The following is an 11,664-nucleotide window of genomic DNA, read 5'->3' as shown; positions in this document are numbered from 1 at the left end:
GCTATGGGAGCTTTGCTTTTTTTTGTAATAGTGCTCCTTTTAGGCGAGACAGTAAATTACCGGGCTGGTAATAATCTATAAAACTGTCGTCTGCTTCGAAACCTTCAGCTTTTATCAATAGTTCATTGAAAATTTGTGTAACCTCTGCTTGGCCGACTATTCTGGCTCCCTCCTGAATTCGGATGCATTTACCGATCCATAATGTCCGAGGATAATACTCCGGAGTGATGAAAGTAATAGTTCCCATCACAGTCTCACCTGGTTGAGCGAAAACATCTCCGTAGTATTGATGTATTCCTGTTGTTAAATAATCATCTTTTATTAAATGAGCCGGACGGTAGCCTGAGCAAGCAGAGGTAAGCCGGCCATTTCCTTGTCCATCACTTTTAAATAATGTTATTTTGGCTTCAATATGAGGTAACATGCATACCACCTTCCGTTCTGAAGAGTTTAACATTGATTTAATATTCAGTTAATGAATCAATGTGAGACTCCACTTCAGAGATAAATTCTTCAAGGTTGTTGCAGTCAAACCAACCGCTTCGCTCATTGATCTCATATAATCCTTGATAATTATGATATTCAATTAATACCTTCCAACCAGCTCTTGAAATTACCGCTTCTAATATCTGACAGTAATCGAATAAACGCTCAACTTCAGTTGTATCTGTTAAATCGTATTGCCGGTACTCTGTCCCGGATGCTCCTGGATATATTCGATATGCCAGCCACTGCTGATTCACCTTTTCTGCCACCACCTTAGCCGAAATCTGTTACGTGTATTTTACCATGAAATGTAATCCAGCTATCTGTACAGTTAACATATAGCATTGGTTTTGAATAAGAAAAAAGTGGAACAGATAATAGAGCAGATAAAAAAGCGGCAGCAAGTCCCTATCCCTATGCGAGGGCCCCGGCCCCAATTGTATGCGGAAAACCGCATACAATGCGCCACCGCGAGGGACCGGCCCCAATTGTATGCGGAAAACCGCATACAATACGCCACCGCGAGGGCCCCGGCCCCAATTGTATGCGGAAAACCGCATACAATGCGCCACCGCGAGGGCCCCGGCCCCAATTGTATGCGGAAAACCGCATACAATACGCCACCGCGAGGGCCCCGGCCCCAATTGTATGCGGAAAACCGCATACAATACGCCACCGCGAGGCCCCGGCCCCAATTGTATGCGGAAAACCGCATACAATGCGCCACCGCGAGGCCCCGGCCCCAATTGTATGCGGAAAACCGCATACAATGCGCCACCGCGAGGGCCCCGGCCCCAATTGTATGCGGAAAACCGCATACAATACGCCACCGCGAGGGCCCCGGCCCCAATTGTATGCGGAAAACCGCATACAATGCGCCACCGCGAGGCCCGCCGGGCCGATTGTCCGCAGTATATCAATTTCGGCCCAGGGCACACAAAAGACATATCACTCTGTTATGCTGGTAGGCATAAAGAGTCTGAAAGCAGGGAGCACATGAAGAAAAAGGTTCTGATCGTTGAAGATGAGCTGCGGATCCGCGAGCTGATTGCGGACTATTTCACCGGGGACGGCTGGGAAGTGCGCGAGGCGGATAACGGCCAGGATGCACTGATCTGGTTCGATGCGCTTCAGCCGGATCTGCTTATCCTGGATATTATGCTGCCGAAGATGGACGGGTTCACCGTCTGCCGGGAGATCCGCAGGAGATCGGCGATTCCGGTGATCCTCCTGACCGCCAAGTCGGCAGATGATGATAAAATACACGGGTTTGAGCTGGGTGCGGATGATTACGTTACCAAGCCCTTCAGCCCGAAGGTGCTGGTGGCCCGGGCGAATGCGCTGATGAAACGGGTAGAGGGCGCTCATCTGCCGGAGACCGGAATCATCCGGTTTGGTTCAGCGAGCTTCAACCCGCTGGCGCACCGCCTTGAAGTAGAAGGTGCAGATGTCGAGCTGGCCCCGAAGGAATATGATCTTCTGTGGCTGCTGATCCGTAATCAGGGAATTGTAATTTCCCGGGACAATATCCTCAGCCGGGTGTGGGGAATAGAATTTGCCGGAGATTCCAGGGTGGTGGACAGCCACATCAAGAAGCTGCGCAGCAAGCTGGGGTATGAATCCCGCTTCATCCGCACGGTAATCGGCACCGGATATATGTTTGAGGATGCCGAATGAGAAGACGCGGGATAACCCTCAAGCTGTTTATTATGACGGTGATCTTCTTTGTCTGCTTCTACGGCATGGTAATTCTGGGCCAGCTGCTGTTCTTCGACAGCTTCTACCAGAACCAGAAGGAATCCAGAGTGGAAAAGCATCTGAAGAGCTTCGGAGCAGACTACACCAGCGGAGCCTGGGGGAACAGCCGGACTTCACGCGAGCTGGTCAGCTTCATGCTGAGCAACAAGACGCAGATGGTCATTGTGGATCTTAGCGGGCGGTTGAAGTCGGAGGATCCGTTCCGGATGAAGCTGATGGATGAAAGCGGCAAGCTTCAGGTGATTCCGTTATCCCTGTTTATGAACCAGTATGGCGATATCCTTAGAGCAGCAGATATTGCAGAAGGGGACCAGGTGACTGTTCAGGGCGAACGGGATGAAGAAGACGGGGCTGCTGATGCACAAATCTACCCGTTCTCCATTAAGAAGCAGGGAGAAGCTACCGTAGGTGAAGGCGAAATGAACGGGCTGGCTACTGTATCCGGAACGGTAATTGAGCTGGTCCTGCCGGAGCAGAGAATCTGGAATCCGCGTCAAGGCATTTTGCTTGAAGCGCTTGATGACTGGTTCCCGCTTACAGCAGCCCAGACAGAGGACTTGGAGCAGCTGCATCTGCTGAAGGAAGAGTGGACCGCACCGTGGAGCGGCATCCGTAACTCTGTCATTGTTCTGCCCGTGCAGCAGGCTGACGGGGGAATTGAACTGTTGTTCACAGTAACCTCACTGCAGGATGTGAAGGATTCGAATCAAGCGCTGCGCTGGTTCTTTTTGTACCTGGGGATCGGCGGGTTTATCCTGATTCTTGTACTGTCGCTCTTCTTCTCCAAGCTGGTCACCCGTCCGCTGATTAAGCTGAATGATATAGCGGGACGCATGGTGTCCCTGGACTTCACCGGCGGACCTCCGATCCGGCAAAAGGATGAGCTGGGCAGCCTGTCCAGCAGCATGTTCACCTTATCCCAAAGCCTGGATGCGGCGCTCGGAGAGCTGCGGGAAGCGAACCGCCAGCTTGTTGAAGAGATGGAGGACAAGCGCAGAATGGAGGGGATCCAGCAGGAGTTTTTTGCCAGCGCCTCCCATGAATTGAAGACACCGCTCAGTATTATTAAGGGCTTTGCCGAAGGGCTGGAGGACGGTGTCAACATGGGCAAGCAGGACCATTATATCAAGGTGATTATTGAAGAAGCGGACAAGATGGAGCTGCTGGTCAAAGATATGCTGGACTTGGCCAAGCTGGAATCCGGTACCGTCAAGCTGCGCAGAAGCTCATTCATGCTCAGCGAGCTGACGGAGAAGGTATCGGACAAGCTGATTCATCTGCTCCAGGCAAAAGAACTGAAGGTCGTCATTATTCCGGCGAACGAAAGGCCGCTGTATGCCGACGCCGCCCGGATGGAGCAGGTAATCAGCAACTTCCTGACCAATGCCATCCGGCATGCAGAGGACAGCAGTACGATAACCATTAATATAGAGAGCCGGAACACAGCTCTAATGTTCTCTATTCACAATCTGGGGGAGCCTATCCCCGAAGATCAGCAGGAGCAGATCTGGGAGCGGTTCTACCGGGCAGAGGTTTCACGCAGCCGCCAGAATGGCGGTAACGGGCTGGGTTTGTCCATTGCGAAGGTAATTCTGGATATGCACGGCTGCCGGTATGCAGTGAAAAACACTGCGGGCGGCGTCTGTTTCTATGTGACCTTTGAAGGCAACCCCGGCCAATATTGATTCTTATTTTTAAAGAAAGGATGGATACAGTATGAAATGGAACTTTCTGCCTTCAATGTGCACACTGGGGAATTTGGGCCTCGGCTCAATCTCCCTGCTGTTTACCATTCAAGAGCGTTATGAGCTTGCACTATTAATGATTTTGCTTGCCGCTGTATGCGATGTACTGGACGGCTTGCTGGCGAGGCTGCTTCATTGCACCAGCGAATTCGGCAAGCAGCTGGATTCATTAGCGGATATTATTTCCTTTGGACTGGCCCCGGCTTTTCTTACACTGCTCTACAGACTGGAGAATGCAGCGTGGCTTGGGCCGTTAGCTGCCATCGTTTTTCTGATTTGCGGCGCTCTGCGCCTGGCGAGATATAATCTGTCCGCACCTTCGACCGGTTTCACAGGGATGCCGATTACCGCGGCAGGCGTTATTTTATCCCTGATTGCGCTTGGCAATGATCGGATGAAGCCGGAATTGGTTATCCTGTTAATGGGCCTGCTGTCGCTGTTAATGATTAGCAGAATCCCCTTTCCCTCGCTCAAAAAATTCGTCAACAGGAAGTGAACACCATGCCATGGATTATGGAGCTGATCTCACAATACGGATATATCGCCATCTTTGCCCTTTTGGCACTGGGGATTATTGGCCTGCCTGTACCGGATGAGCTGCTGATGCTGTTCGTCGGTTATCTGACCTCTACGATGGTGCTGGATTTCTCACTGGCGGTTCTGGTATCCTTCATAGGCTCAATGACGGGGATGCTGATCAGCTATACGATAGGCCTGCGGCTGGGACAGCCGGTGGTGGACCGGTTCGGCAAATGGGTCGGGCTTACGCCGAAGCGCTTTGCCAGTGTCAAAGGGTGGTTCTGCCGGTTCGGGAACTGGACCATTTTCATCGCATATTTCATTCCGGGAGTCAGGCATGTGACCAGCTATATTTCAGGCATTAGTGCCATGTCATTCAAAAAATATCTGGCGGTCAGCACAGCCGGTGCACTTACCTGGTCACTGCTGTTTGTGTCGATCGGTTACTTCGTAGGCGCGAGACTGTCTTTTACTTAGCGCATAGGTAATGTTTTTTTATAATTAAAGTAGGTGTTTATCTGGAAGATCCTTCTAATATATAATGGTAAAAACATGCAAGTGGCAGGAGGTATAAACTGTAATGCTGGATACACAGGAAATTGTAATTGAAGAATACGTTCCGGACAAGCACGCGAAATCGATTGCCGAGATGTGGAACCGCAGCTACGAGAGCTGGGGCGGGGACAACTCATACCGCACGGAGCAGAGTGTGCTAAGTGAACATCAGAACAGCAGTCATCTCAAGGTGTTTCTCGCTGTGACAGGCGGTGAAGTGATCGGGTATTGCAGCTTTTCCCATTACCGGGAAGATACCGGCGCGCTCTATATACCGCTGCTGAATGTACGGCCTGATTATCACGGACGCAAGGTCGGCAAAATGCTGGTAAGACGCGCTGTTGAAGAGACGATTCAGCTTGGCTGGCCGCGCCTCGATCTATACACCTGGCCGGGAAATGTCAAAGCGGTTCCGACTTATAAGAAAAGCGGATTTTTCTGGGAAAAACGCGACGAAACGACCCATCTGATGAACTTTATCCCGTCAGTGCTGCAGACCGCTGCGGTTAAGCCTTATTTCGAGAAGATTGACTGGTATAACGACAGCACCCGGAAGATTGTGGTCCAGCCGGACGGGCGGAAGGAAGACGGGTTCGATTATTTTACATATGAATGGGTCAAGGATGACCTGCAGCTGACTATGGAATATGAGCGGACCGGCCGCGGGCTGCGCCTGATTGAAACGGAGGATTATCTGATCTCGGCCGCAATTCCGGTGCAGCATCAGCTGCCGTTCGGGCAGAGCTATCCTGTTGTTTATAGAGCTGTTAATAAAAGCGGACGCCCCTTGTCGCTGCAAATTACCGGAACCGGCAATCCGCAAATCAGCTTTGAACTGAATGAGAGCTGTGAGGTTACTTCCGAGACTGTAATCGAAGGCAGCTTCTTCGTCCAGCCGGCTGAAGAGGAGCAGAATGCGTTCCGTACACATCCGGTGGTGGAGGCTGAGCTGCTGATTAACGGCCTGCCTGCTGTATTCAAGCTGGGAATTGAGCCGAAATACCCGGTGAAGGTGAAGCTTGCGCTGCCGGACCGGACACTGTTTGCGGGTGAGAAGCTTGAGCTGGATGTTACGGTGGAGAATGAATACAGCACTGATACTGTGTTTGCATTAGAGCTGTCTTCGGATGCTGTGCTGGAATTTGAACAGCCTGCTGTGCAGCTGCTGGTTCCGGCCAAGGGCCGCAAGACTCTCTCAATAGCAGCCAAGCTGCTGGACTATGGGATTTGGCATCATCAGGCGGATATCCGCAAAGTGCTGGACGGTGCAGAATCTGCAGTTCTTCAGCAGAACTTAAGTCTGGTCTTCCCGGGCGCACTTGCGGCCTTCGGCGGTAATATGGATAAGGAATGGATCATCAGCAGCGGTAAGCATACAGCTTATCTGAATAAATCCACGAATACAATTACGCTTGTAAGCGGCCGGAAAAAAGCAATCAGCCTCCCGTACCCCAAGGCAGGCCTGCCGTATTCGAACGCATTCAGCAAACAGACGGCACTTGATGTGCAGCAGTATAAAGAGCATGGGGCCATGGTGCTTGAAGCTAAATATAATATCACCGGCAGAGAAGGACTTCAGCTGACGATGGTAATCAAGCTGCAGGGCAGCGGCCTGTTCAGCCGGCATTTCAAGCTGCATAACGGGCTGGAAACAGCGCAGGAAGCGGAACTGGTCCTCATGGAAAGCTTCCAATTCCCTCTGTCCGGGGCGGTTCTCCCTTATAACGGGGAGTACATGGATTTAAGCAGAGGGGCTGAGGCCGGAGTTCCGGATTACTGGACGGTGGATAAATTTACGGAGAACTGGATGTTTACAGCACACAAGGAACACGCTATCGGATTAACCTGGCCCGCCGGATTAGCCTTGATTCAGGATTCGTGGCAGCATGCCGTAGAGCATCAGCTTGGCAGAATTCCAGCCGGAAGCACCGTAGTGACAGAGCCGCTGCGGCTTGCGCTCGGGACCTGGAGTAAATGGCAGGACTTCCGTGACTATGCGCTGCTTCAGGGCAGCACGCAGGAGCAGAAGCTGTCGCAGCCGCTGACAGTCAGCCTGAATGCCGGCAATCCGTTTGTCAGCGGAGAACTGGAAGCCCGGCTGCTGGAGCAGAAGAACAGCTTCCTGGACGGGGAGATTCATGCGGTATCCCTGGCTGGCAGTATAGCGGAACGGTTCATTAACGTGGATAGCGAAGACAGATTAGCAGAGATCAGTATCCCGTTGACGCGTTCCGCGAATCCGGAAGCCGATATAATCAGCCTTCGCCTGGACATGGATGTATATGAGCTGGCTGTACCGTTCCTGATCTTTCCGGTTGCAGGGCAGCCGGTTCTGCAGCAGAAGCTGCAAGTGGAGCAGGCTGAAGTATTATCGGCAGATAATGGAGTCCTGCAGATCCAGGCGAGCAGTGATTTCTCGGCAGGACTGTTCTCCCTGAAGCATCACGGCCATGAGTGGCTGGACTCCTCCTTCCCGCAGCCGGTAGCCAAATCCTGGTGGAATCCGTGGATCGGCGGACTCGGGTCCTTCCCTGAAGATACTTCTCCGCGCGGTCTGCTGGAGGAGCCGCGGGCAGCTGCTTTTGCCGAATTACGGGACAATAAAGGGAATCTGTGGTCAGGCTTACGGGTGAGTGTAACCTTCGAGCATAATCCCAAGTTCAAGGGACTGACCCTGCATCAATATTACCTGCTGCTCCCTGGTGTGCCTGTGCTGGTCTCTGTTGTTCAGGCCGAACTGAACGCCGGAGCGCCGATGTATGATCTGAAGCTGGAGACCTCGGGTTTCTACCATGCAGCAGAAGTGCTCACAGACAGCCGGGCGTACATCACTAACAGCAGCGGAGATGAGCTGGTCTACAAGGCAGGAAAAGTACAGCTTGGCGTAAAAAGCCATAACGGGTTGATACAATACGGGTCTAAGGAGCGGAAAGAACGGCTGACGGTGCTGACACAACCCGATCTTTCCGGTACAGCGCTGATGGCCAATACGCATGCTATCCTCTCCTATGCCATTGAGCCGCTGCAGCTTAAGGACGGCCGCTCCCTATTCGGTAAGCCGCAGTTCTTTATCCTCTCGGAGCTTAAGGTTCCGGAGCAGGCATATGGAGATTTGCTGACGATCCGCTTCTGAGATGGAACAACAGTTAACTGCAGAAAGGAAATCCGCATGAAAATCATAGATGCACATGTTCATTATTCCAATATCGAAGCCTTTCACGAAACTGCACAGGACCTTGCGAAGATTGATTATACCGGTAAGGGACTCCAGGAAGAATTCAGCCGTGCAGGAATCATTGCCGGGGTCGGGATGGGCGTTACGGAAACGGTTCCCGGCGCTTTTCCGGATTCCGCTGCCCTTAATCCGATGCTGCTGGATCTGAGTGACACGCTACCGCACAATTTGTTCACCTGTGTAGGTATCAATCCGCTGACGCTTCATTTGGACGGACAGCTGGAGGCGCTGGAGGCAGCGCTGCAGCAGAAGGATGTGGTTGGTATTAAGCTCTATGCCGGCTACTACCACTTCAATGTGGGGGATGCAATCTACGATCCGGTCTATAAGCTGGCTTCAGCCTACGGGATGCCTATAGTTATCCATGGCGGACTGACTTATTCCGACCGGGGCCTGCTGAAATATTCCCATCCCCTGTCAATGGAAGAGACTTTCCTGAAGCACCGTGATCTGACCTTCATGCTTTGTCATCTGGGGGATCCCTGGGTAATGGATACGGCGGCGCTGCTGGAGAAGAACCCGAATCTCTACACCGATCTGTCCGGGTGGATTGTCGGAGATGAAGCCAAGGTGGACCGGCTGCTCACAGAGCAGACTTATACGGATCATTTCCGCCGGGCGATTGTATTCGCCGAGAAATATGACCGGCTTGTCTTCGGCACCGACTGGCCGCTGATTCCGCTTGAGGCTTACATCAAGTTTGTGAAGCATCTGATTCCCGTGAGTCACTGGGAGGATGTGTTCTACAATAATGCTCTCCGCGTATTCCCGAAGCTGGAACAGCTGATCAGCGGACTGCATCCGGCGGAAGCGTAAGCCATGCGTACCATTACGGATGAAGAAGCCCGCAGGGCTGGAATAGAGACCAGGCATGACCTGATGGACAGCGGGGAACGCAGGTTCAGACTGAACTGTGCGGCGGATGGAAGCTCTTATTGCCGGACTGTTGCATCCGCTGAAGGCGCCTGGCAGAACAGCCATTATCACAACTCCGTTTCGGAGCTGTATGTCGTACAATCCGGCTGGATGGTATATGCGGAATTGCAGCAGGAAGAGCTCAAACTGCATTTATTAGCAGAGGGAGGCAGTGTTACGGTTAAGCCGCTTGTGCCGCACAACATCTATTTGTCTGCGGATTCGGTTATTCACACGATTAAATACGGTAAGGCTCAGGACAATGACTGGCATGCTTCTCCGGAGCTGGATGTTCTGACCAGGCATTTGCCGCCGGAGCAGCTTTTGCCGCTGGAATAATTAATTAAGGGCAGTGATTCTCCTGTAAAGGGAGAGTTGCTGCTTTTTTTGACAGGGCAACCTGTGCTAAGCTGTGTAGGGAAATAGGAATATTCAGCTATATTACAGGAATGGAGGCGGATATTAATGCCGTACGTGAATTGTAATGATCTGCAGATTTATTATGAAAAGCTGGGTACCGGCGATCCCGTGATTTTTCTGCACAGCAGCTACTCCCGCGGAATATTGGCCTTTTCGAGCCAGCTGCTCGACTTCCAGCATACATATACCTGTTATTTCCCTGATTTCAGGGGGCATGGCAGAACCAGATGCGCCAGTCTCCGGTGGTCTACACCGCAACTGGCTGCAGATATCATAGATTTCATGGATCAGATGGAAATTGGCAGAGCGCATATCGTCGGCTACAGTACAGGGGCTAATGTTGGATTATATCTTGCCGTGCAGAATCCGGAGAGAGTGGCCACACTTACTGTGATCGGAACTGGAGGGTTCTGTAATCCGGCAGGTGCAGAGGCGTACGAACCGGACAGGCTGGAGCAAGCGGGCGAGCATGCCTTCATCGGCCAGATGCTGGAGCGGCATGCCGAGGCACATCAGGGCAACTGGCAGGAATTCATGCGGCAGTCTGCCGGGGATTGGCGGAGCTACCCGGATCTTACGGCAGCCCAGCTGTCCGGCATCGGCTGTCCTGTGTTCATTATTGCCGGAGAGCACGATACATACGCTACAACCGACAGAGTTATAGTCCTGGCTTCACTTCTCAGAGGTGCTGAGGTACTGGTCGTCCCCGGAGCAGGCCATGGTCCGCATATGGGCAGAGAACAGCCGGTTCTGGTCAATGATGCAATTCTTGATTTCCTGAAAGCTAATTCTGCACTTGTCCAGGGAGGGATGTACCGGTGAAGAAAGTCATCGTGATCGGAGCAGGAATCCTTGGGGCCTCCACAGCCTATCAGTTAGCAAAGCTTGGCACTGAAGTTCTTGTTGTTGACCGTAAAGATCAGGGACAGGCAACAGACGCCGCCGCCGGCATTATTTGCCCGTGGCTGTCACAGCGGCGCAACCAGGCCTGGTACAGGCTGGCCAAGGCGGGTGCACGGTTCTATCCGCAGCTGATTGAGGAGCTTGAGCGCGGCGGGGCGTCCGAAACGGGCTATGCCCGGGTGGGTGCGCTTAGTATTCATAACGATGAGACGAAGCTGGACAAGATAGAAGCGCGTGCAAGCATGCGGCTCTCTGATGCCCCGGAGATCGGTGAGATAACCCGGCTTAGCGCCGGAGCAACCCGGGAATTGTTCCCGCTGCTTGCAGAGGAATATGCTTCTGTACATATTAGCGGGGCGGCCCGGGTTGACGGGCGTGCGCTGCGTGACGTTTTGCTGCATGCTGCACAGCATTACGGCGCCAGACTGATTCATGGCGAGGCCGCACTGCAATATGAGGCTGGGCGCGTAATAGGAGTTTCTATAGGTGCGGAGATCCATGTCGCAGATGAGATCATTGTCTGTGCCGGTGCCTGGGCTGCGGAGCTGCTGCAGCCATTAGGCATTACCTTCAAGGTCACCTCGCAAAAGGGGCAGATTATGCATCTGCATGCTGCGGATCAGAAGGGTACGGAGAAGTGGCCGGTTGTCATTCCGCCCAGTGACCAGTATTTGCTTGCGTTTGCTCATGGCAAGCTTGTGATCGGAGCTACGCATGAGAATAATGTGGCAGGATATGCTACCCATGTAACCGCCGGCGGGATGCAGGAAGTGCTGAACAAGGGGCTGGAGGTGGCTCCGGCGCTTGAGGCCTGTACCTTGGCCGAAGTAAGAACCGGTTTCCGCCCGTTTACACCGGGATTTCTTCCGGTCATCGGCGCGCTTCCCGGCTGGAAGGGGCTATTCACAGCTAACGGCTTGGGCGCTTCGGGATTAACCATGGGCCCGTTTATCGGCAGCCAGCTGGCCAAGCTGGCACTCGGCCATGACCCGGACATAGACCTGAGTGATTACGATGTACGTTCAGCACTTGAAGAATAAGGAAGAATATACCTGGTGAACAGTAAGCTATGGGTCAAACCGCTGAAGCAAACGAATTCATTTCCTCTGCTGGATATAATAGTAGGAA

At 52.6% G+C, this 11,664-nt stretch carries 11 protein-coding genes; 9 read left to right on the top strand and 2 right to left on the bottom strand.

Annotated elements, in window-relative coordinates; genetic code table 11:
* Nucleotide 1 precedes the first annotated feature (1 nt).
* Entirely contained in the window at nucleotides 2-424 is a 423-nt protein-coding gene (locus tag LOS79_RS08705; protein WP_315418228.1) for a hypothetical protein, read from the bottom strand.
* Between the two features lie 37 nt (nucleotides 425-461).
* Complete coding sequence (locus tag LOS79_RS08700) at nucleotides 462-743, bottom strand: hypothetical protein (protein WP_315418226.1); 282 nt, start codon at nucleotides 741-743, stop codon at nucleotides 462-464.
* A 739-nt stretch (nucleotides 744-1,482) separates the two neighbouring features.
* Here LOS79_RS08700 and LOS79_RS08695 point away from each other — a divergent pair.
* From LOS79_RS08695 to LOS79_RS08655, 9 genes are all read left to right on the top strand, one after another.
* The gene (locus LOS79_RS08695) at nucleotides 1,483-2,163 is read left to right on the top strand and encodes a response regulator transcription factor (RefSeq protein ID WP_315418223.1); all 681 of its coding nucleotides are present in this window, start codon (nucleotides 1,483-1,485) and stop codon (nucleotides 2,161-2,163) included.
* Nucleotides 2,160-3,929 (top strand): sensor histidine kinase, encoded by a 1,770-nt coding sequence (locus LOS79_RS08690; RefSeq protein ID WP_315418221.1) that lies wholly within the window; start codon nucleotides 2,160-2,162, stop codon nucleotides 3,927-3,929. The genes LOS79_RS08695 and LOS79_RS08690 overlap by 4 nt, the downstream gene beginning before the upstream one ends.
* 31 nt (nucleotides 3,930-3,960) lie before the next feature.
* Complete coding sequence (pssA, locus tag LOS79_RS08685) at nucleotides 3,961-4,485, top strand: CDP-diacylglycerol--serine O-phosphatidyltransferase (protein WP_315418217.1); 525 nt, start codon at nucleotides 3,961-3,963, stop codon at nucleotides 4,483-4,485.
* Between the two features lie 5 nt (nucleotides 4,486-4,490).
* Nucleotides 4,491-4,985, top strand: coding sequence for a DedA family protein (locus LOS79_RS08680; RefSeq protein WP_315418215.1), 495 nt, complete (start codon nucleotides 4,491-4,493; stop codon nucleotides 4,983-4,985).
* A gap of 103 nt (nucleotides 4,986-5,088) precedes the next feature.
* Nucleotides 5,089-8,196 (top strand): GNAT family N-acetyltransferase, encoded by a 3,108-nt coding sequence (locus tag LOS79_RS08675; RefSeq protein WP_315418213.1) that lies wholly within the window; start codon nucleotides 5,089-5,091, stop codon nucleotides 8,194-8,196.
* Between the two features lie 36 nt (nucleotides 8,197-8,232).
* Nucleotides 8,233-9,114: an amidohydrolase family protein gene (locus tag LOS79_RS08670; protein ID WP_315418211.1), complete on the top strand. Its 882-nt coding sequence runs from the start codon at nucleotides 8,233-8,235 to the stop codon at nucleotides 9,112-9,114.
* 3 nt (nucleotides 9,115-9,117) lie between these two features.
* The gene (locus tag LOS79_RS08665) at nucleotides 9,118-9,552 is read left to right on the top strand and encodes a hypothetical protein (RefSeq protein ID WP_315418208.1); all 435 of its coding nucleotides are present in this window, start codon (nucleotides 9,118-9,120) and stop codon (nucleotides 9,550-9,552) included.
* A gap of 126 nt (nucleotides 9,553-9,678) precedes the next feature.
* A complete protein-coding gene (locus tag LOS79_RS08660) occupies nucleotides 9,679-10,455 on the top strand; it encodes an alpha/beta fold hydrolase (RefSeq protein WP_315418203.1) in 777 nt (258 codons plus the stop codon).
* Entirely contained in the window at nucleotides 10,452-11,576 is a 1,125-nt protein-coding gene (locus LOS79_RS08655) for an NAD(P)/FAD-dependent oxidoreductase (protein ID WP_315418200.1), read from the top strand. The genes LOS79_RS08660 and LOS79_RS08655 overlap by 4 nt, the downstream gene beginning before the upstream one ends.
* Nucleotides 11,577-11,664: the final 88 nt, after the last annotated feature.

It is taken from the genome of Paenibacillus sp. MMS20-IR301 (assembly GCF_032302195.1).
Lineage (GTDB): Bacteria > Bacillota > Bacilli > Paenibacillales > Paenibacillaceae > Paenibacillus_AQ.
The sequence above is the reverse complement of the archived record's forward strand: the minus strand, read 5'-3'. Positions and strand labels throughout refer to the sequence as shown.

Coding starts and splice junctions, on each gene's coding strand:
- LOS79_RS08705 (WP_315418228.1), bottom strand. CDS start 424: ATGTTACCTCATATTGAAGCCAAAATAACATTATTTAAAAGTGATGGA.
- LOS79_RS08695 (WP_315418223.1), top strand. CDS start 1,483: ATGAAGAAAAAGGTTCTGATCGTTGAAGATGAGCTGCGGATCCGCGAG.
- LOS79_RS08690 (WP_315418221.1), top strand. CDS start 2,160: ATGAGAAGACGCGGGATAACCCTCAAGCTGTTTATTATGACGGTGATC.
- pssA (WP_315418217.1), top strand. CDS start 3,961: ATGAAATGGAACTTTCTGCCTTCAATGTGCACACTGGGGAATTTGGGC.
- LOS79_RS08680 (WP_315418215.1), top strand. CDS start 4,491: ATGCCATGGATTATGGAGCTGATCTCACAATACGGATATATCGCCATC.
- LOS79_RS08675 (WP_315418213.1), top strand. CDS start 5,089: ATGCTGGATACACAGGAAATTGTAATTGAAGAATACGTTCCGGACAAG.
- LOS79_RS08670 (WP_315418211.1), top strand. CDS start 8,233: ATGAAAATCATAGATGCACATGTTCATTATTCCAATATCGAAGCCTTT.
- LOS79_RS08665 (WP_315418208.1), top strand. CDS start 9,118: ATGCGTACCATTACGGATGAAGAAGCCCGCAGGGCTGGAATAGAGACC.
- LOS79_RS08660 (WP_315418203.1), top strand. CDS start 9,679: ATGCCGTACGTGAATTGTAATGATCTGCAGATTTATTATGAAAAGCTG.